Origin of the sequence: Yimella sp. RIT 621 (assembly GCF_004146205.1) — a bacterium.
Taxonomy (GTDB): domain Bacteria; phylum Actinomycetota; class Actinomycetes; order Actinomycetales; family Dermatophilaceae; genus Yimella; species Yimella lutea.
Genome location: NZ_SEIP01000009.1, coordinates 103,783 through 123,673, shown reverse-complemented (window position 1 = coordinate 123,673; position 19,891 = coordinate 103,783). Strand labels below are relative to the sequence as shown.

At 68.6% G+C, this 19,891-nt stretch carries 17 protein-coding genes; 14 read left to right on the top strand and 3 right to left on the bottom strand.

Translation table 11 applies throughout. The annotated features are described in order from the left end of the window. The first annotated feature begins 151 nt into the window (after positions 1-151). From EU513_RS10285 to EU513_RS10275, 3 genes are read left to right on the top strand one after another with little or no spacing between them, the layout of a single operon-like run. Complete coding sequence (locus tag EU513_RS10285) at positions 152-409, top strand: WhiB family transcriptional regulator (RefSeq protein ID WP_129625853.1); 258 nt, start codon at positions 152-154, stop codon at positions 407-409. 24 nt (positions 410-433) lie between these two features. After that, positions 434-3,679 (top strand): glycosyltransferase, encoded by a 3,246-nt coding sequence (locus EU513_RS10280; protein WP_129625800.1) that lies wholly within the window; start codon positions 434-436, stop codon positions 3,677-3,679. Further along, positions 3,676-5,112, top strand: coding sequence for a DUF5719 family protein (locus tag EU513_RS10275; RefSeq protein WP_129625799.1), 1,437 nt, complete (start codon positions 3,676-3,678; stop codon positions 5,110-5,112). The genes EU513_RS10280 and EU513_RS10275 overlap by 4 nt, the downstream gene beginning before the upstream one ends. A 33-nt stretch (positions 5,113-5,145) precedes the next feature. Here the strand turns inward: EU513_RS10275 and EU513_RS10270 are convergent, their stop codons facing one another. Both EU513_RS10270 and EU513_RS10265 read right to left on the bottom strand, forming a co-directional pair. Continuing rightward, complete coding sequence (locus tag EU513_RS10270; protein ID WP_129625798.1) at positions 5,146-5,976, bottom strand: SDR family oxidoreductase; 831 nt, start codon at positions 5,974-5,976, stop codon at positions 5,146-5,148. Beyond that, positions 5,976-6,377 carry a metallopeptidase family protein gene (locus EU513_RS10265; RefSeq protein WP_129625797.1) on the bottom strand — a complete coding sequence of 134 codons (402 nt, stop codon included), beginning with the start codon at positions 6,375-6,377 and terminating at the stop codon, positions 5,976-5,978. Before EU513_RS10265 ends, EU513_RS10270 begins: the two co-directional genes overlap by 1 nt. A gap of 119 nt (positions 6,378-6,496) precedes the next feature. Here EU513_RS10265 and EU513_RS10260 point away from each other — a divergent pair, with 119 nt between their 5' ends. Genes EU513_RS10260 through EU513_RS10240 form a run of 5 tightly spaced genes read left to right on the top strand, consistent with a single transcriptional unit; the run spans position 6,497 to position 10,410 of the window. Continuing rightward, positions 6,497-6,835, top strand: coding sequence for a DUF3499 domain-containing protein (locus tag EU513_RS10260; RefSeq protein WP_129625796.1), 339 nt, complete (start codon positions 6,497-6,499; stop codon positions 6,833-6,835). Positions 6,836-6,859: 24 nt separating this feature from the next. Continuing rightward, positions 6,860-7,525, top strand: a complete 666-nt coding sequence (locus tag EU513_RS10255) for an MOSC domain-containing protein (RefSeq protein WP_239701340.1) — start codon at positions 6,860-6,862, stop codon at positions 7,523-7,525. 17 nt (positions 7,526-7,542) lie between these two features. Continuing rightward, the gene (locus tag EU513_RS10250) at positions 7,543-8,964 is read left to right on the top strand and encodes a phosphomannomutase/phosphoglucomutase (protein WP_129625795.1); all 1,422 of its coding nucleotides are present in this window, start codon (positions 7,543-7,545) and stop codon (positions 8,962-8,964) included. Between the two features lie 17 nt (positions 8,965-8,981). Further along, the gene (locus EU513_RS10245) at positions 8,982-9,188 is read left to right on the top strand and encodes a Trm112 family protein (protein ID WP_129625794.1); all 207 of its coding nucleotides are present in this window, start codon (positions 8,982-8,984) and stop codon (positions 9,186-9,188) included. Between the two features lie 46 nt (positions 9,189-9,234). Then, positions 9,235-10,410 (top strand): SIS domain-containing protein, encoded by a 1,176-nt coding sequence (locus tag EU513_RS10240; protein ID WP_129625793.1) that lies wholly within the window; start codon positions 9,235-9,237, stop codon positions 10,408-10,410. 75 nt (positions 10,411-10,485) lie between these two features. On the opposite strand, the gene EU513_RS10235 is transcribed toward EU513_RS10240, so the two are convergent. Beyond that, positions 10,486-11,562 (bottom strand): DUF2330 domain-containing protein, encoded by a 1,077-nt coding sequence (locus EU513_RS10235; RefSeq protein ID WP_129625792.1) that lies wholly within the window; start codon positions 11,560-11,562, stop codon positions 10,486-10,488. A gap of 24 nt (positions 11,563-11,586) precedes the next feature. On the opposite strand from EU513_RS10235, the gene EU513_RS10230 reads away from it, so the two are divergent. Genes EU513_RS10230 through EU513_RS10205 form a run of 6 tightly spaced genes read left to right on the top strand, consistent with a single transcriptional unit; the run spans position 11,587 to position 19,891 of the window. Further along, positions 11,587-12,426 carry a tryptophan 2,3-dioxygenase gene (locus tag EU513_RS10230; RefSeq protein WP_370447355.1) on the top strand — a complete coding sequence of 280 codons (840 nt, stop codon included), beginning with the start codon at positions 11,587-11,589 and terminating at the stop codon, positions 12,424-12,426. A 23-nt stretch (positions 12,427-12,449) separates the two neighbouring features. Beyond that, positions 12,450-13,655, top strand: coding sequence for a kynureninase (gene kynU / locus EU513_RS10225; RefSeq protein WP_129625850.1), 1,206 nt, complete (start codon positions 12,450-12,452; stop codon positions 13,653-13,655). A gap of 57 nt (positions 13,656-13,712) precedes the next feature. After that, positions 13,713-16,289, top strand: a complete 2,577-nt coding sequence (locus tag EU513_RS10220; RefSeq protein ID WP_129625791.1) for an AMP-binding protein — start codon at positions 13,713-13,715, stop codon at positions 16,287-16,289. After that, positions 16,286-17,323 carry an iron ABC transporter substrate-binding protein gene (locus tag EU513_RS10215; protein ID WP_370447356.1) on the top strand — a complete coding sequence of 346 codons (1,038 nt, stop codon included), beginning with the start codon at positions 16,286-16,288 and terminating at the stop codon, positions 17,321-17,323. The genes EU513_RS10220 and EU513_RS10215 overlap by 4 nt, the downstream gene beginning before the upstream one ends. Beyond that, the gene (locus EU513_RS10210; RefSeq protein WP_129625790.1) at positions 17,307-18,857 is read left to right on the top strand and encodes an iron ABC transporter permease; all 1,551 of its coding nucleotides are present in this window, start codon (positions 17,307-17,309) and stop codon (positions 18,855-18,857) included. The genes EU513_RS10215 and EU513_RS10210 overlap by 17 nt, the downstream gene beginning before the upstream one ends. Further along, positions 18,854-19,891 carry an ABC transporter ATP-binding protein gene (locus EU513_RS10205; protein ID WP_129625789.1) on the top strand — a complete coding sequence of 346 codons (1,038 nt, stop codon included), beginning with the start codon at positions 18,854-18,856 and terminating at the stop codon, positions 19,889-19,891. Before EU513_RS10210 ends, EU513_RS10205 begins: the two co-directional genes overlap by 4 nt.

The following is a 19,891-nucleotide window of genomic DNA, read 5'->3' as shown; positions in this document are numbered from 1 at the left end:
CAGTGTGTCAGTCCTGTTTCGTAGCATGAGGAGCGGGCCGCTGCCGGCTTTCTCACTTACTCCTTCGCACTTGACTTATGCGTAACGACACGCGTGTAATAACAGCGTTGTGATTTCGTCGACATCAGGAGGAGCAGTGCAGGAATTCTCATTGTTCGCCGTGCAGCCGCTCGATGTCGATGACGACGGAGCGCTCGCCTGGCAGGAGAACGCGCTGTGCGCGCAGACCGACCCCGAGGCGTTCTTCCCGGAGAAGGGCGGCTCCACTCGTGAGGCCAAGAAGGTCTGCATCGGGTGTGAGGTCAAGGCCGAGTGCCTGGAGTACGCCCTCGCCAACGACGAACGCTTCGGGATTTGGGGCGGCTTGTCCGAGCGCGAGCGCCGCAAGCTCAAGAAGCGGGCGGTCTAGCCGCCTGCGCCCGTGGTGACCCAGATGCTCACCTCCGACGCAGACGGGTCGCTGCTGGTCACCGATGACGACCGCCCGAGGCTGAACGTCACGACTATGCTCGTCGTCCGTGAGGGCGGCGAGCGATTACATGCCACCCTCCGGGCGCTGCTCGACCAACGTCGCAGGCCCGACCGGCTGGTGATCATCGACACCACCCCGGAACGGTCCACCCACCGGATCCCCGACGAACACCCGCAGATCCGTGCCGGCTTCCCGGATGTCTCTGTCGTCACCGTCCCGCCCGGCTCGAGCTTCGCCGACACCGTCGACATCGCCGTCGAGGCACTGCCCGATCCCGGCGAGGACGCGGTCGTCACCAAGCGCAGCCGCACGAGGGCCGACAAGCGTCCCATCCGTCCACGGGACCGGCATGAATGGCTCTGGTTGTTGCACGAGGACAACCAGCCGGACGCGAACGCGCTCGCCGCGCTCACCGAGGCCGTCGGCCGCACCACCCGCATCGGCATCGCCGGTTGCAAGGTGCGCGAGCTCGACCGACCCCGCCGCCTGGTCGACGTCGGACTCGACGTCACGCGTACCGGCCGCCACATCGGTGAGCAGGTGCAGGGCGAATTCGACCAGGGACAGCACGATCTGCGCACCGACGTCCTGGCGGTCAGCAGCAGCGGCCTGATGATCCGTCGGGACGTCTATGCGACCCTCGGCGGGTTCGACCCGGCCTTCGACGGCGACGGCGACGGACTGGACCTGTGCTGGCGGGCTCACCTGACCGGCCACCAGGTGGTCGTGGTCACCGACGCGATCGTGCACCAGGACGTCGATCCCACTCCCAGCGACGGAACGGGCAAGCGGCGTCCTGACCCCGACCTTCCCGCCTCGCAGAGCCCGCGGACGCTGCGCCGTCACCGGCAGGTCGCGCTCGCTCGCGCCTCGCTGTTGGGCTGGCCGTTGATGAGCCTGTGGATCCTGCTGTCCGGTCTCGTGCTCGGCGTCGGGATGCTGCTGGTGAAGCACCCGCGCCGCGCCTTGGCGGAATTCGCCCAGGCCACAGCGCCGTTCGGCCTCGGTCGCATCGTCGGCGCCCGGGCTCGGTTCTTCGGACGGGCCACCGCCCGTCGGCGTTACCTGCGTCCGTTGTTCGTGGGTGCGGGCGCCGCCTGGATGAGCGCCCGTGACTCGCTGCGCGCCGCCGTCACGCTCGACGACGTCCCACCCGAGCACGCTCTGGTCGACGAGGGAGCCGGCGAAACGGGGCCGGTCGACGAGCACGCACAAGCCCTCGCCGTGCCGCGGCGTCCACTCGCGCAGATGTGGCGCAGCCGCGGCCTGTGGACCGTCCTCGCCGCGCTGATCGCCGCCGGTGTGCAGTGGCGTGGATTACTCGGCAGCCACTCCTTCCAAGGGCGCTCCGGCGCGATCAGCGGCGGCGAACTGCGCGCGTTCGGCACCGACTCCGGCGGCATCTGGCGGCTGTATCGCGACGGCTGGACGGGCGCCGGCCTCGGCGAGCCGAATCAGCACGCCGAATACCTTCCTGTGCTGTGGCCGCTCGCCTGGCTGGTCGAACACGTTCCCGGTCTGGCGTCGGCAACCAGCGGTCACACGGCGGTCGTCTGGCTGCTGGCGCTGACCATGCCGTTGTCGGCACTCACCGCCTATCGCGCCGGACGCGTGCTGACTCCTCACGGCTGGCCCCGCGCCGTGGTCGCCGCGCTGTGGGCCAGTTCCGCGCTCGCCACCACCGCGTCTGCGCAAGGACGCCTGGGTCCCGCCATCGGTCACGTGCTCGCGCCGCTGGTCTTCGCCGGCGTGGTGGCCATCGCCCGCCCCAGAGGTTCGGCCACGATGACCTTCGCGACCGTCGCCGTCGCCGGGATCATGGGGGCGTTCAGTCCGATCCTCTTGGCGTTCAGCACGATTGCTGCGCTGCTGGTCGCCCTGTTCGGAGCCCGATGGGCGCGCCTACGCGGGCTGATCCTGGCGACAGTGCCGTGGGCGCTGTTGGGCGCCTACACCCGCCACCTGCTCTCCGACCCACGCCAGATCTTCGCCGGACCGGGCAACCTGATCACCGGCGCGCCGACGCAGGCGGAACCATGGCAACTCGCGCTGTTGCACCCCGGTGGTCCGGGCTCCTATCCGGTGCTGCTGGGCCTGCCTCTGCTCGTCCTGGCCGTGCTCGGCCTGTGCAGTCCCGGGCGTCACCGCTTCATGCTCGCCGCGTCCGCCCTCGCGCTGACCGCGCTCACGGGTGCCCTGCTGTCCCCGTCGCTGGTGGTGATGTCCACGCCGGACGGACCGCGAACTGCCTGGGCCGGAGTGCCGCTGCAGGTCTTCGCTCTGTGTTGTGCGGGGATCGCCCTCGCCGGACTGGCGTCGCCGTACCCCCGGAGCAAGACCGCGCGGGCGGTGCTGCACCCGGCGATGGGCGTGCTCGCCGGCCTGCTCGCTGCTGTCGTCGTCGGTTTCGCGGCTTGGGCCGGACAGGTGACAGCTCTGCGGCCGGTGGATCGGCCGCTGCCCGAACTCGTCCAGAAACAATTCACCGGACCCCGTTCGATACGTTCCCTCGTCCTCACCGTCGGCCGCGACGGCACCGTGGCCTACCGCGTGCAGGGCCGCGAGGTCGGACGTCCGGTGTCCGACCTGACGCTGCCCGCTCCGAGCGGCGCGGCTGATGCGGGACGGGCGGTCGATGCCCTGGTGCGCGGGCAGGGCGAAGCAGCTGCCGCCGGCCTGCACCGGCTCGCTGTGGGTTACGTGGTGTTGACCGGTCCAGGTGCAGCCGGTTCCGATGTCTCCTCCTCGCTGCAGAGCGGCGGTTCACTGCTGCGGATGCACAGCGTGCGCGACGCCAAGGTCTGGCGGGTTGCTCCGATGACCACCCCCGCAGGCGATCGTTCGGTGGCCAGCAGTCGACTCGTCCTGCTGACCGCAGGCACCCCGACTCAAGAACTGCGCACCGACGATTGGCACGCCGCCACTTCGTTGCGCCTTCCGGCGGCGAAGGTCGCGCGAACGATCGTGGTCGCCGAGCCGGGTGGTTGGTCGAGCCGGGCCGAAGTCACGTATGACGGGGAGCCGCTGCGTGCCGAGGTGGTCGGGCCGACCGTCCAGTACGAACTGCCGACCGCTGCGGGTCAGCTGGAGATTGCGCCCCGTCCGGCGTTCGAGCGCACCAGGTGGGCGCAGGCGGGCTTGTGGCTGCTGGTCGTGTTCATCGCCCTGCCGTTCGGCAACCGCGCGTCCCGCAGGAGGGCGTGGTGAGGGGTCTGTCCGTCGTTCGGGCCGTCGTGGTCGCGGCCGCCGCCGGGGGAGTGGTGTTCGGGTCGGCCGAGGTCGACGTCGATGCCGACTGGTCACGCGCGAGCGACACCCGTGCCGCTCAGAACGCCAGTGCCGCTCTCAACACCACGCTGGTGTGCCCCGGCCCCGATCGCCCGGGCACGCCCGGATACGAGGACGCGAAGCAGACCGTGGACCTCGCCACCGGCGGCGCTCCGGCAAGCGTGTTGAAGCCCCACGGTGAGGGCGCGGTCCGCGCCGCCCGCCTGCCCTCCGGTGCCGGCGCAGCGCCGCCCACCCGCACGGCGCCGGTTCAGGTTGCGCGCGACCGTGTCAGCGGTGCCGGCGGCATCCACCTCGATGGATCGGGCAGCGCCGCGACCGGTCTTGCTGCCCTTCAGTCCTGGGACGACGAGGAGCAGAGCGTCGGCGGCTTTGCGATGGCACCCTGTGGCGTCCTGACCAAGGACACCTGGTTTCCTCTGGGCGGCAACCAATCCGGACGTGTCGGACGTGTCGTGATCAGCAACCCTTCGTCTGCGCCGGTGACGGTCGACGCCGAAGTCCTCGGCCGGGGTGGCGTCGACGCCGGCCAGGGTGCCAAGGGCTTGGTCGTTGCGCCCGGCGACCGGGCGGTCGTCGGCGTGGGTGACTTCGGCGACGAACTCAGCAACGCCTTCGTCCATGTGGTCGCGCGCGGTGGCGCCGTCGCCGTGTCCGGCGTCGACGCCTGGATGACCGGTGAGACACGCTCGGGACAAGCCGGTTCCGCGCCCGCAGCCGCCGGAACGGATCTGGTTCTCCCGCAGGTCCCGGTTGTCGCGGGTACGCCGACCGTGCGGGTGGCGGTGCCGGGAGCCCTCGGCACCTCGGTGCGGGTACGGGCCATCGACAGCGCCGGCCTGGTCGTCGCAGACGAAGTCACCGATGTCGATGCCAAGTCGACCGTGGCGGTGCCCCTCACGGATGTCCCGAAGGGCAGCTATGCCGTTCGTGTGACCTCCGAGCAGCCGGTGGCCGCAGCGGTACTGGCGATGGCGAACACCTCCGGCACCTCCGACATCGGGTGGGCGACTCCCGTTCGAAGCAGTGGCGCGTTGATCGGGTCGCCGCTGCCGAAACTGCCGGAGGGTGCCGGCGCGACGCTCGGGTTGTTCTCCGCAGACCGTCCGGCGACGGTCGACGTCGTCACCGACGACGGCGCTCCCCGGCGGGTGCACCTGGAGAAGGACCGCCCACTGCGGCTCGACGTGAGTGAACGCGACTCTGTGTGGGTGCGTGTCCTCGCCGGGTCGGTGCGCGGATCGGTGGTGGTCTCCGGACAGATCGAGGACCGGCCCGTGCTCGAGGTCAGTCCGCTCGAACCGGTGGCGGTCGAGGCCACCGTCCGGGAGTCGACCGCCGAACGCGACTGAGCCGCGGTGCGATTCGGCCCGTGTGCGGTTCTACTAGTGCGTGGTCAACCAGGCGGCGTAGGTGCAACCGCCGCGCCGGGCGTCCGGCCCGGGAAGGTTCGAACCGTTCGCGAACGCCTTCAGCACGCCACCGACCCGAGGCACGGCAAGGCTGCGACGTAGCTTCACCCCACGCACGTGCGCGGTGAGGACGGCGATCTCGCGGGCACTGAGCACCTCCGGGCCGGCCAGTTCGAGCGGGCCGGTGGCATGGTCCTGCGCGAGCGCCACGTCGACGAGCGTCTTGGCGACCCACTCGGGATCGACCGGGGCCAGGCGAAGTCCCTTGGGCGCCAAAGCTATTCCGGCCGCGTACGGTCCGAGATACTGCGCCGCCAGGGCGTGGAACTGCGTCGCTCGGACGATCGTGTGCGGCATCCCGGACTCGACGACCACCGTCTCCGCCTGCGCCTTCGCGCGGTAGTAGGGCAGCGGGTTGTCCCAACAGCCGACGATCGACACGTGCACCAGCCGAGGTGCCGGTTCGGCGTCGAGCGCGGCCAGGGCAAGCCGTCGGGTGCCGTCGACGTCGACGTCCTGTGCGTGACGTCCGTCGGTTGCGCAGTGGATGACTGCCTGCACTCCGTCGAGCGCCTCGGACAAACCCGAGCCGTCGCAAAGATCGCCGGTCACGTAGCTGACGCCGGCCTCGGCTCCACCATCCGACGAACCGCGGGTGAGGACGCGAGCCGGCACCTGGGAGTGGACCAACTCGGCGACGACTGCGCGTCCGAGGGTGCCGGTGCCACCGGTCACCAGAACGGGGCGTCGGCCGACGGTGGGCAGTCCGGGAAGAATCATGGGTGGTGCTGCGGCGTCCGACATCAGCGGTCCTTCAGTTCGTCCGGGTCGAGGCCGAGCAGGCCGGCGATCTGTTCGCAGATGACCAGATCGACCAGTTCGACGAGATCGGCCTCGCAGGAGGACCTCGTCTCGATCGGCCGTCGGTACACGACGACGCGGGCCGGCAGCGAGCCTTCGGCGGGAAACGCACGGGCCAGGGCGATCTGATCCTCCCACGGGGCGGGATCGCTGGGCGGGACGTCCTCGACCGCCAGCTCGATCGGCGACTTCTTGATCTCCGCCTTGGTGCACACCTGTTCGAAGGCGTCGAGCACGACCTCGTCGAAGCGTCGGCTGCGCGATCGCATCGCCGGCACACGGGGCCAGGCGACCGGGCCGCGCATGCCACGTCCGCGGCGGCCCGCGCGGCGGTTGGAAGTCATGTGTCGCAGCCTAATTGCTGCGCACCGCGACATCAGGACGTCGGCGTTCGGCGCGGCACACACAGCATGTCCGTCGACGGGCCTAGAGTCGTCGCCGTGATGAAGACGGGTGCGCCGCGATGCTGAAGCGACAGTGCTGCCGGGCCGGTTGCGGCCAGGGCGCCGTGGCCACCCTCACGTATGTGCACCGCGACCAGACGGTGGTTCTCGGACCGCTCGCAACCTACGCGGAGCCGCACGCGTACGACCTGTGCGCGAACCACGCGTCCCGCCTGACTGCGCCCCGTGGCTGGGACGTCGTGCGCCTGCCGATCGACTACAGCGAACCCGCGCCCAGCCAGGACGACCTGCTCGCGCTCGCCGATGCCGTGCGTGCCGCGGGCACCCCGCAGCCCGCACCCGTCGAGGTGCAGCAGCCCGACGAGGCACCGCGACTGCGGGTGGTCCGCTCCCGCTGACCTGCTCGCCGCTAGCGTGGAGCGGTGACTTCCGCGCGCATCCTGTCGACGAACGTCGCCTCGCCCCCGCCTGCCCGTAAGGGTCGACGGTCCACGGGGATCGTGAAGCTGCCACACGAATCGATCGAGGTGTTCGCGCCCGGCCCTGACTACGGGGACGGCTCCGGTGTCGTGGGCGATCTCGTCGGCAATCGCAAGCATCACGGTGGAGCGCAGAAGGCCGTGTATGCCTACGCGCGTGAGGAACTTGACCACTGGGGCCGTGAACTGGGCGAGGAGTTCCCGGATGGATGGTTCGGGGAGAACCTCACCACGACCGGTATCGACCTGGAGCGGTTGCTGATCAACCAGCAACTGCGGATCGGCTCCGCACTGTTGGAGGTGTCGATTCCGCGCAGCCCGTGCCGTACCTTCGCCGACCACCTCGGAGTGCGCGGTTGGGTGAAGCGATTCACCACGCACGGACGCTGCGGGGTCTACCTGCGTGTGGTCGAGCCGGGCACCGTTCGTCCGGGTGACCCCATCGAACTGATCGGTCGACCCGACCACGAGGTCGACATGAAGACCGCCTTCGCCGCCGCGATGGGCGACGATGACGCCTCCGAACTCGTGGTGCGAGCCGGGTGCCTGCCGCCGATGTACCACCAGCGACACGTCGAGCGACTGGCCGCGCGCTCCCGTCTTCAGTGACCACTAGGCTTCGCCGGGTGAGTCGAGTGGATCTGTCCGAATTCATCAAGGCGTACGACGTCCGCGGCCTCGTGCCCGAACAGCTCAGCGAGTCGGTGGCGCGAGCGCTCGGCTCGGCGTTCGCGCAAGTTGTCGTGTTGCCGGCCGAGGAGACCGCGGTCGTGATCGGACACGACATGCGTCCGAGTTCACCGGGTCTGGCGCGCGCGTTCGCCGAAGGTGTGGTTGCGCACGGTGTCGACGTGACGCTCATCGGACTGTGTTCGACCGACGGTCTGTACTACGCCTCCGGCGCTCTCGACGTGCCGGGCGCGATGTTCACTGCGAGCCACAACCCGGCCGAGTACAACGGCATCAAACTGTGCCGTGCAGGTGCCCGTCCGGTCGGACAGGACAGCGGCCTCGCCGAGATCCGCGACCTGGCGCAGTGGACGCTGGACCGGGGTGATCTGCACCAGCTGTCGGGTGCCGCGCGCACCGGCACGATCACCGAACGCGACCTGCTGGACGACTACGCACAGTTCCTGCGCCACCTGGTGGACTTGCGGGACGGCCGGCCGCTGAAGGTGGTCATCGACACCGGCAACGGCATGGGCGGCCACACCGTCCCGGCGGTCCTCGGTGATGGTGAGCTGCCACTGGAGATCGTGCCGTTGTACTTCGAACTCGATGGCACATTCCCCAACCACGAGGCCAACCCCTTGGAGCCGGAAAACCTGCGTGACCTGCAGGCAGCGGTCCGCGAACACGAAGCCGACATCGGCCTGGCCTTCGACGGGGACGCCGACCGTTGTTTCGTCGTCGACGAGAACGCAGACCCGGTCAGCCCGTCCGCGGTGACGGCGCTGGTGGCTACACGCGAGATCGCCAAAGCCGTTGCGGCCGGGTCGGATCCGTCCGATGTTGCGATCGTCTACAACGTGATCTCGTCGCGCGCGGTGCCGGAGATCGTAGAGGCCACCGGTGCCCGCACCGTGCGCACCCGCGTCGGCCATTCCTTCATCAAGGCGCAGATGGCCGAGCACGATGCAGTGTTCGGTGGCGAGCACTCGGCGCACTACTACTTCCGTGACTTCTGGTTCGCCGACACCGGCATGCTGGCCGCCATGCACGTGCTGGCCGCGCTCGGTGAGCAGGACGAGCCGTTGTCGCAGCTGATCGCGCAGTTCGCCAAGTACCCGGCGTCGGGGGAGATCAACTCCAAGGTGACCGACCAGGCCGCTGCGACCGCTCGCGTCCGCGAGTGGGCTGCCGAGCAGGGTGAGGTCACCGAGGACGAGCTCGACGGACTCACCATCACCCATGAAGGCGCGCCGATGTGGTGGCTGAATGTCCGCGCGAGCAACACCGAACCGTTGCTTCGCCTGAACGTCGAAGCCGCCGACGATGAAACAATGACACGAGTGCGTGACGCTGCGCTGGCAGCGATCCGTTCCTGACGCCCGAGGAGAAGCTGATGACTGCACAAATCGACGGCTGGCTGCGCGAGATCCTGCGCTGCCCGGTCTGCACCGGTGAGTTGATCGACGGCACCGCCCCCGACGGCGCTGCGGAACTGCAGTGCGCCGGCGACTGCGAGCAGCCGGGGCAGCGCCGCGGTTACCCGATCCAGAACGGCATCCCGGTGATGCTCGCCGACGAGGCACGAGTCTTCACCGTCTGAGTCTTCGTCCGGCCGGCCGAAGGACACCGCGCACCGAGGAGGGTTCATGCCCGAACTGCAGGAATCGTGGGTCGACGACCCGGACGAACTGGCGTTGCGTGATTCGCGCGACACACTCCGGGCACTCGCCTCGGCCGGCGCACAGGTGCGCGAGAGCATCACTCTGTCGCAGGAAGCCGGCATCGAGCGCGTCGGTGATGGCACCCGTCCGCGCTCTGTGCTGGTGGCCGCTGTCGGCGGCACGAAGGTCGTCGGCGATGTGCTTCGGGTGCTGGCCGAAGCCGGTTCGCCGGTGCCTGTCGCGAGCCGCAGCAACGTTCCTCTCCCCGGATGGGTCGGACCGCTCGACATGGTGATCGCGGTGTCGTTGTCCGGACGTGCTCCCGGTCCGCTCGGGCTCGCCACCGAAGCTGCTCGGCGCGGTGCGTCACTGTTGACCGTGGGTGCGCAGGATTCACCGCTGGCAGACGTCACCCGTCAGGCCAGGGGAGTTCACGTCGGAGTCGGACGTGGGAGGTCTTCCAGCCGGACCGCGCTCTGGTCGTTGCTCACCCCAGTACTGCTGGGTGCCCATCAGCTCGGGATCGCCGATGCGTCAACCGACGCGCTGAGCGAGGCGGCGACGGCGCTCGATCAGAAGGCGGAAGAGTGCCGTCCGTCGTCCGAGTCGTTCGTGAATCCGGCGAAATTGGCCGCTGCGACGCTTGCCCCGACGGTGCCGATGATCCTGGGTGACGGCGCGTTGGCCGGCGTGGCTGCGGTTCGGGCGGCCGGCATGCTGGCCCGGACGGCTCGGGTGCCTGCGTCATACGGCTCACTTCCCGATGCCGCGTCCGAAGTCGTGGCGTGCTTCGACGGACCGTTCACCGCCGGCGGTGGGAACGGCACTACGGCCGGCCGCGAGGCCGACATCTTCGCCGACCCGTTCCTGGACGGGCCGGCCCAACCCCGGCTGGGCCTGTTGATGCTTCGGGACGTCGCGAGCGAGAACCCGGATTCACTGCGTCAGGTCGCGCTCGCCGACGCGGTCAAGGCAGAAGCTGATGCGGCCGGATGCAAGATCGTCGAACTCGTTGCGGCGCAAGGACATCCGATCGCGCGCCTCGCCGGGCACCTGGCGATGGTCGACTACATCGCGACCTACCTTGCCATCGGCACCGGTATCGACCCGTCGATCTCGCCGCACGTCGCCGACCTGCGCGACCGCACCCGCGGCTTCTGAGCGACGAAGGATCGTCCCCACTTTCGCTGGTTGAGCCCTGCGCCCGAGGTACGAGGGCGCAGTCGTCTGCGCTGCTCAAGCAGCGGAACGCGTCCGGCGCCGCCGGTCGACCAGCACCACGGTGCCGACCATCATCGCGACGAGCGCGAACACCACGAACGTGAACTGCGCCGGCGTGAAGACGTACTTGTCGTTGTAGGCGACGGGGATGTGCTCGGCGTCCGTCGCCGCGCGACCGAAGGTGAAGTCGCTGACGATCTGCTTGTGCGGAGCATCGAAGCCCTGTTCGAGCACAGTCAGGTAGGGCGCCTTCGCCACTGCATCCCGGATGGGTGCCGTCACGGTGCCACGGCGCTTGCGCATGTCAGCAGCGAACCTCGTCTCCACCGAGGTGGAGCGAGCGGAAGAGTCGGTGCGCTGCACACGGCGGTCACTCAGCACATACGTCGTCACGACCGGGTCGATCGTCGCTGCCTGCGACAGCAGCATCGGGTAGACGAACTGCTTGTCGGCGTAACTCATCGTCACCGGCGGAATGCCTCCGTCGAGTTTCCTGCCGGCCGAGGTCAACTGCATCGCCACGAACGCCCAACCCTTCGCGACGTACTGGTCGAGGATGTGCTGAACAGCCGGACGCACCGTGTAGCCGCGAGTGCTCAACCATTGCCTCAGCGATGCCGGGTCGCCGGCCTTGAGCGTCGTTGCACGCAACGGACCGAGATCGATGCTGGACAGCTCCTGGACGCCGCTGCCTGCGGGAGCACCGTCTCGAGTCGCTGCACCGGACACCCCTGTGTCGCCGTCACTGCCGATGAGGTGCCAACGGTCCTTGCGGATGGGGCGGGTGGCTCGATCGAGGGCGAGGAAAGTGTCGTTGTCCGCGAGTGAGACCGTCGCCGGTGCCGGCGTGGGCACCACCAGACCGGCATCGCCGACCTCGGAGCGCACCAGCAGACTCATCGTCACGTCCGTGCGGCCACCCGAATGCACCACCAATGCCTTCTCGGTCGGCACGGTCAGGCTCGATCCCTCGCGCACGAACATCCCGCCGCACGCGCAAGCGTCCGCCGTCGGGAGTGCGAAGAGGCCGGTCACCGTCGTGAGCACGGCAGCCAGCACCAGGCGAAGCACCTGCCTCGTGGTGAATCTCATCTCAGCCCCCGTAGTCTCGCTCTCGTGACCCACGATGTGACCCACGACTCATCCGGAATGTCGTACGGCGATTACCTCGACCTCGACACCCTTCTGGACGCCCAGCACACCCGCGCCGTTCCGCCGCAGCACGATGAGCTGCTGTTCATCATTCAGCATCAGACCAGCGAACTCTGGTTCAAACTCGTCATCCACGAACTGCGCTCGGCACGCGAACTGATCGCCGCCGACCAGTTGGCGCCGGCATTGAAACGACTGGCCAGGGTCAAGCACATCCAGGCGACGCTGAGCCAGCAGTGGACCGTCCTGGCGACGCTCACGCCGAGCGAATACGCCCAGTTCAGAAGGTTTCTTGCGACCTCGAGCGGTTTCCAGTCGCTGCAGTACCGCATCGTCGAGTTCATGCTCGGCAACAAGAACCCCGACATGGTCAAGGTCTTCGAAGGGCGCACGAACGCCATCGCCGAACTCGAGCGCGAACTGCACGAACCCAGCCTCTACGACGTCTTCCTGCAACTACTCGCTCGCCGCGGGTTGCCGGTGCCGCCCGAACTGCTCGACCGCGACTGGTCGCGGCCCTATCCGGCCTCGGAGGAACTCGTCGACGTGATCGCGAGCATCTACCGCAAGCCCGACGAGTACTGGGACATCTACGAAACCTGCGAGGAACTCGTCGACCTGGAGGACAACTTCCAGCTGTGGCGATTCCGCCACCTGAAGACCGTCGAACGGATCATCGGCATGGGACGCGGCACCGGAGGCAGCGCAGGCGTCCCCTTCCTGCGCCGCGCCCTCGAGCAGACCTTCTTCCCCGAGCTCTACGCCGTGCGTGGGCGCATCGCCGAAGGGACGATCGGTTCGTGATCGACGAACTCGTGCGCCGGGCGATGGACCTCGACCTCGACGACCCGTTACAGCACTTCCTGGACGATTTCGTCCCGGCGAAGCAGGGTCGCCTGGCCGCCTACCTCGACGGCAACTCGCTGGGCCGCCCGACGAAGGCCGCCCAGTCGGCACTGGCCGAACTGGTGACCGATGCCTGGGGGAGCGAGTTGATCCGCGGCTGGACCGACGGCGACGACCCCTGGATGCAGTGGCCCGAGCAGACCGGCGACCTCATCGCCGATGCCTGTCTCGGAGCCGCTGACGGACAGACCGTCGTGGCCGACTCGACCACCGTCATGCTCTACAAGCTTGCGCGAGCTGCCGTCGACGCGGCTCCGGACGGACGCGACGAGATCGTCCTCGACACCGACAATTTCCCGACCGATCGCTATGTGCTGGAAGGGATTTCGCGCGAACGTGGCTTGACCCTTCGGTGGATCGATGCCGACCCCGACACCGGCGTCACGCCCGATCAGATTGCCGCAGTGGTGGGGGAGCGCACCGCGCTCGTGGTGCTCAGTCACGTCGCCTACCGCTCCGCATGGCTGGCCGACATGCTGGCGATCACGAAGATCGTCCACGACGCCGGCGCCCTGGTGCTGTGGGATCTGTGCCACTCGGTCGGGGTCGTTCCCATGCAACTGGACGAGTGGGGTGTCGACCTCGCGGTTGGCTGCACCTACAAGTACCTCAACGGTGGCCCCGGCGCACCGGCCTTCGGTTACGTCGCGCGGCGCCATCATGGCAACCTGCGCCAGCCGATCCATGGCTGGATGGGACGAGCCGAACCGTTCGAGATGGCGCCCGGTTACGTGCCCGCCGGTGGTATCCGGTCACTGGTGAGCGGCACGCCGCCGATCGTCGGCATGGTGCCGGTGCGAGCCGGTGTGCAGATGGTGCAGCGTGCGAAGGTCGAGGCGATCCGGGAGAAGTCCGTCGCGTTGACCGAGTTCGCGATAGAGGTGCACGATGCGTGGCTCGCCCCGCTGGGTGTGCGACTGGCGTCGCCTCGCGATGCTAAGCGGCGAGGAGGGCACATCACGTTGTGCCGCAACGACTTCCGAGAGGTCTATCGGCAGCTGTGGGACGACGGTGTGATCCCCGACTTCCGTGCTCCCGACGGCATTCGGATCGGCCTGGCGCCACTGACGACCCGGTTCACCGATGTCACCACGAGCATGGAGCTCATTCGCGGTTCACTGGGCTGAGAGTCGACCGTCCCGGCTGATTCGGAGTCTGCACTTAGTGCAGGCTAACCTTACGCCGTGCTGCTGGAACCGGCGTTCGCCTCGCCGCGCCTTCCTGCGTTCGCGAGCTCGACGCGGACGCAGCTCGACGCCTGCGCGATCACGGTCAACGGACGCGACATCAGCCGCGCGGAATTGACCGACCTTGTGCACACGCGGGCGGCGCTGTTGCCCGATCGCCTCGACGGCCGCTGTCTGGTCCACATCCCGTTCGAGCGCACGCTCGAGGCGGTCGTGTCCTATCTCGCCGTGCTGGAAGCCGGTCACGTCGCCCTGGTTCTTTCACCGGCTCCCAACGACGAGGTGCTGCAGGCCTACTCACCCGACTTCCGGCACCGCGACGACGCCTTCGAGCGGGTGTCCTACGACGGGCGGCCCACCCATCTGCTGCATGACGATCTCGCCGTGCTGACCAGCACGTCGGGCAGCACCGGATCGCCGAAACTGGTGCGCCTGTCGCACGACAACCTACGCGCGAACGCTGCCGGTATCGCCGAAGCGCTCGGCCTCACGCCGCAGGATCGGGGCATCACGGCCCTGCCGCTGTTCTATTGCTACGGGCTGTCGGTGCTGCACTCACACCTGATGGCGGGCGCGTCCATCGTGCTGCACGACGGATCGTCGATCGACGACGAGTTCTGGGACGTCGTTCGCCGCGAGCGCGTCAGCAACGTCCCGCTGGTGCCGCACTCGGCCCAGTGGATGCTCGAGCACGACGTGCTCGACGCAACCTTCCCCGACCTGCGGATGCTCACCCAGGCCGGCGGACGATTGGCGCCCGAGGCGGTGACCCGTCTTTCCCGTGCTGGAGCCGCACAAGGCATCGACCTGCGGGCCATGTACGGACAGACCGAGGCCACAGCCCGGATCGCCATCGCACCCGCCGGGGCCGCATCGACGCACCCCGACACCGTCGGAGTCGCCATCCGAGGCACCCAGGTGCGGCTGGATCACACTGTGCCGGAGGCGAATTCGGACGGCGTCGGCGAACTCGTCGTCACCGGAGACAGTGTGATGCTCGGCTACGCCGAACATGCGGACGATCTCGCACTCGGGCGCATGCAGCACGAACTGCGCACCGGCGATCTCGCACGCATCGACGACGACGGCGTCATCCGGATCGTCGGCCGACGCAGTGGTTTCGTGAAGCTGATGGGTCTGCGGGTCGATCTCGGACGGGTCGAGCGCCTGCTCGGCGACGCCGGGTACGAGGCCGTCGTCGGCGGAGACGACACCGGCCTGCGCATCGCGGTGGCACCGCGGCTGCGGGAACTGCGCCAGGCCGCCAAGGTCCGCCGGGCGGCAGCCGTCGCGAGCGGGGTCGGCCCCGCCGTCATCGACGTCGCGGTCACGCCGATTCCACTGCTCGACAACGGCAAGGTCGACCGAATCGGCGCGGACGCACTCGTGCGCGCCGCCACCCGCGACGAGTGCTCGCAGACCCGTCGGGCGGTCGACGGCGCCGGTACGGGTGCGACGGTGTCCATGGTCGCCGCGACGATCGGCGACGTGCTTGCGCTCGACGCCGTCGACCCCGACAAGTCGTTCGTCGAACACGGGGGCGACTCACTGACCCACGTCCCGGCGACCGCGCGTCTCACCGCATTGGTCGGGGATCTACCGCGCGACTGGCACCGGCGACCCGTCCGCGAACTCGCGACGGCAACCGCCCAACGACGAAGCACCATCGAGACCTCGGTCGTCGTCCGCGCCATCGCCGTGGTGATGATCTGTGCCTCTCACACCCAGGTGGTCGACCTCGCCGGCGGAGCGCACATCCTGCTCGCGCTCGCCGGCTGGAGCGCCGCCCGCTTCGGGCTGGCGCTGCCCGACACCGGACGCCGATGGCGCGCCACCCTACGATCGGTGATCGGCATCGGCGTCCCGACGGCCTGTGCCGCGTTCATCGGCATGGTGCTCACCGAACGCTACGGCTGGCCGAACGTGTTCATGCTCAACTGGCTGTTCGGCAGTACCAGCGACTCCCGGGTAGAATTGTGGTTCATCGACGCCCTCGTGTTGAGTCTGCTCGTGCTCACCGCACTCGTCACGATCCCGGTGGTCGCGAGGGCACGGGATCGCGACCCTTGGCGTCTGTACTTGCTGATCGCCGCTCTCGCCCTGGTGCCCCGGTTCGTCACGCAGGCCGTCACCGATCGCCCCATCGACGGACTGCCGTACACCGTGTTCTGGATCGTCGCCACCGGCGCGGCGCTCGCGCACGCCGACGACGTCGTCCGCAAGCTGGTCACGATCGCGGTCGTGGTGGCAGGCATCGCCACGTTGTTCCCCGACCCGCACCGCAGCCTGACGGTCGTCGCCGGCGTGACGGTGATTGCGTTCGTGCCTGAACTGCGCGTGCCAGTACGGATGATCGCGCCGATCGTGCTGCTCGCCTCGGCATCGCTGTACATCTACATCTTCCAGTTCCAGCTGTTCCAGGCCGTCCCGGACACCGGGATCGGGACCGTCACTGCGATCATCAAGACGCTCACCGGCCTGGCCGGTGGTTGCCTCATCTGGTGGCTCGCCGACCCAGCCGTTCGCCGGCTGCGCAATCGGCTTCCCGCCCAACCCGATCGGAAGGATCACTGACCGTGCAACCGAACGTGCGTCGACGCACCTTCATCGCGGGCCTCACGGCCGCCGCACTCACCCTGACCGCCTGTGGTGGCGGTGACGACGAGTTCAAGGCCGACCCCGACGCGCTGGTGATCTACTCCTCGCAGCACGAGAACGTCACCCAGGCGTGGGCTGAGGCCTTCACCGAGGCGACCGGGGTCAAAACCCAGATCCGCCCCGGCAAGGACTCCTCGATGGGGCAGCAGATCGTCGAGGAGGGCGCCAAATCGCCCGCCGACGTCTTCCTCACCGAGAACAGCCCAGCGATGACCGTGGTGTCCCGCGCGAACCTCCTCGCGCCCGTCGAAGCCGCGACGCTCGCCCAGCTGCCCCAAGGTTTCGCGCCGTCCAGCAAGGACTGGACCGCGATCGCCGCGCGCTCGACCGTCCTGGTCTACAACCCGTCCAAGATCAAGGAATCGGCGCTGCCGAAGTCGATGATGGACCTGCAGCATCCGCAGTGGAAGGACAAATGGGGCGGCGCACCGGGCGGCGCCGACTTCCAGGCGATCGTCGCCGGCATGCTGGCGATGAAGGGGAAGCCCGCGACGCAGGCGTGGCTGAAGGCGCTCAAGGCGAACGCGAAGATTTATCAGAACAATGTCGCCACCATGAAGGCCGTCAACGCCGGCGAGGTGCCGGTCGGGATCATGTACCACTACTACTGGTACCGCGACCAGGCGAAGACCAAGGAGGGCAGCAAGAACACCGAGCTGCACTACTTCAAGGGCGAGGACCCGGGCGCCTTCGTCAGCCTCTCCGCCGGTGGCGTGCTGAAGAGCTCGAAGAAGGCGGACAAGGCGCAGCAGTTCCTGAAGTTCATCACCGGGCTGCAGGGGCAGCAGGTGCTGACCGACAGCAAGTCGATGGAGTACGCCGTGGGCAAGGACGCCAAGTCCGACCCGGCGTTGCCCGCGCTCAACTCGCTGCAGGCGCCGAAGGTCGACCCCTTCAACCTCAACTCCGACATCGTGATCCAGATGATGACGGATGCGGGCATCCTCTAGAAGCCCCCTCGTCACGCTGCTCGCTGCCCTCGTTGCGGCGTCCATCGTGCTGCCGCTGATCGTCATCGCGGTGCAGGCGTTCTCGCTCGGCTGGGACGCCGCCGTCGAGTTCCTGGTGCGTCCTCGCATCGGTGAACTGCTGCAGCACACCGGCCTGCTGATGGTCGTGACCGTGCCGGCCGCCGTCCTGATCGGAGTCGGCGCCGCATGGCTGGTGGAACGTACCGACCTGCCGGCCGCCGGGATGTGGCGGACGTTGCTGCTCGCCCCCCTGGCTGTCCCGGCGTTCGTGAGTGCGTACGCCTGGGTCTCGGTGCGCCCGCAACTGAGCGGGTTCACCGGAGCCGCGCTGGTCACGACCTTCGCCTACTTCCCGTTCGTCTTCCTGCCTGTCGCAGCGCTGCTTCGCGTGCTCGACGGGGCCGACGAGAACATCGCCCGATCGCTCGGGCTGAACCGCAGGCAGGCCGTGCTGCGCACCGTGCTGCCGCGCCTGCGTCCGGCCATCTGCGGCGGAGCACTCATCGTCGCGCTGCACCTGCTCGCCGAGTACGGCGTGCTGGAGATGATGCGCTACCAAACCTTCACCACCGCGATCCTGCAGCAGTACGCGATCGGGTTCAGCGACGCACAGGGAAGTCTGCTGGCCGCTGTCCTGCTGCTGCTGTGCATTGTCGTCCTGACACTCGAGGTGGTGCTGCGCGGACGCGCACGCGTGGCTCGTGTGGGTGGCGGAGCGCCTGAACGTCCGCAGCGAGTCCCGCTGGGGCTGTGGAAGATTCCCTCGCTCTTGGCCCTGTCCGCGGTCGTCGCGGTGTCCGTCGTCGTCCCCGTTGTGCTGGTCGCCCGCTGGATGCTCACCGCGATCGGCAGGAACGCCGTCGACGTGCCGGCGCTGCTGCGGGTCACCGGCACGAGCCTGGGCCTGGCGGTCGCCGGCGGGCTCCTCGCGGTGCTCGCCGCGCTGCCGGGGGCCTGGTTGCTCAGTCGCCGCCGTGATCTGACCGCCATGAGCTTGGAGCGGATCACGTTCGTCGCGTCCGCATTGCCCGGAGTCGTGGTGGCGCTGGCGCTGGTGACGCTCAGTGTTCGCTGGGCCGACTGGCTCTACCAGTCGGTCGCGCTGCTGGTGCTTGCTTACGTGATTCTGTTCGTGCCACGGGCGATGGTCACGCTGCGTGCCGGGCTCGCGGCGGCGCCACCGGAACTGTCGGAGGCATCCCGTTCGCTCGGTGTCGGCGGTGCCGGGACGTTCGCGCGCGTGGTCTTTCCGCTGGCGCTGCCGTCCTTTCTGACCGGGTTCGTACTGGTGGCGCTCGCGGTGTCCACCGAACTGACTGCGACCCTGCTGCTGGCTCCCACCGGCACGCGGACACTTGCTCTGGCCTTCTGGGGTGCGAGTGACGAACTAGACTACGTGACCGCGGCGCCTTACGCGGTCATGATGATCGCGCTGTCCGTGCCGATGACGCTGCTGCTGCGACGGCAACTGCGCCGCACAAGCAGCCGTGTGAGCCCGAAGGAGATGGCGTGAGCGACGTCGAGGTGCGAGGTCTGCGCACCGGCTACGGTTCGACGCCGGTGCTGCACGACATCGACCTGCTGGTTCGTTCCGGCACCACGACCGCCGTGCTCGGCGACTCCGGCAGCGGAAAGTCGACCCTGCTGAAGGCGATCGCCGGCTTCCTCGTACCGCTGGCCGGGTCGGTCCTCATCGACGGCCAGGTGGCCGCCGACGGCAAGACGTTCGTCGCACCGGAAAAGCGTGGTATCGGCTATGTGCGCCAGGACGGCGGACTCTTCCCCCACCTGTCGGTTGCCGGAAACATCGCCTTCGGACTACCGTTCCCGCGCCGTAAGCACCGTGGACGCGTCCTGGAACTGCTCGAAATCGTAGGTCTGCCAACCGAACTCGCAGACCGTCGTCCGGATCAGCTGTCGGGTGGACAGCAGCAACGGGTCGCGCTGGCGCGCGCGCTGGCACTCTCGCCCACGGTGGTGCTGCTCGATGAACCCTTCTCCGCGCTCGACACCGCGCTGCGGGAAGCAACCCGCGAAGCCACCGCGCAGGCGCTGCGCGAGACCGGCGCGACTGCACTGCTGGTGACCCACGACCAGCCGGAGGCGCTGTCGTTCGCCGACGAGGTCGCCGTGCTGCGCGACGGACGCTTCCGCCAAGTCGCGCCACCGCGCACCGTCTACGGCTCACCGGTCGATCCCCACGTCGCCACCTTCCTCGGCGAGGCGATGATCCTGCCGGGCACCCCGTCGCAGGGGAAGGTGCACTGCCGGCTCGGCGATCTGACGGTCGCCGGATTCATGCCCTCCGGCGCCTGTGAGGTCATGGTGCGTCCCGAGCAGGTGCAGGTGTCACCGGCCGGCACCGGGGCGGTGGACGCCGTCGTCGAGTCGTGCGTCTACTACGGTCACGATGCGTTGATGAACCTACGCATCGGGCACAGCGACACGGTCAAGGCTCGAGTGGTCGGTGCCGACTCGATGGAGCCGGGCGAGCACGTTGCGCTGACGGTACGGGGCCCGGTGCGGGTCTTCGCGGCCCAGGACTGA

What these genes read in the sequence shown, in the direction of transcription:
- EU513_RS10280 (WP_129625800.1), top strand. Translation starts at nt 434, where the DNA reads ATGCTCACCTCCGACGCAGACGGGTCGCTGCTGGTCACCGATGACGAC.
- EU513_RS10270 (WP_129625798.1), bottom strand. Translation starts at nt 5,976, where the DNA reads ATGTCGGACGCCGCAGCACCACCCATGATTCTTCCCGGACTGCCCACC.
- EU513_RS10265 (WP_129625797.1), bottom strand. Translation starts at nt 6,377, where the DNA reads ATGACTTCCAACCGCCGCGCGGGCCGCCGCGGACGTGGCATGCGCGGC.
- EU513_RS10260 (WP_129625796.1), top strand. Translation starts at nt 6,497, where the DNA reads ATGCTGAAGCGACAGTGCTGCCGGGCCGGTTGCGGCCAGGGCGCCGTG.
- EU513_RS10245 (WP_129625794.1), top strand. Translation starts at nt 8,982, where the DNA reads ATGACTGCACAAATCGACGGCTGGCTGCGCGAGATCCTGCGCTGCCCG.
- EU513_RS10240 (WP_129625793.1), top strand. Translation starts at nt 9,235, where the DNA reads ATGCCCGAACTGCAGGAATCGTGGGTCGACGACCCGGACGAACTGGCG.
- EU513_RS10235 (WP_129625792.1), bottom strand. Translation starts at nt 11,562, where the DNA reads ATGAGATTCACCACGAGGCAGGTGCTTCGCCTGGTGCTGGCTGCCGTG.
- kynU (WP_129625850.1), top strand. Translation starts at nt 12,450, where the DNA reads ATGGACCTCGACCTCGACGACCCGTTACAGCACTTCCTGGACGATTTC.
- EU513_RS10210 (WP_129625790.1), top strand. Translation starts at nt 17,307, where the DNA reads ATGCGGGCATCCTCTAGAAGCCCCCTCGTCACGCTGCTCGCTGCCCTC.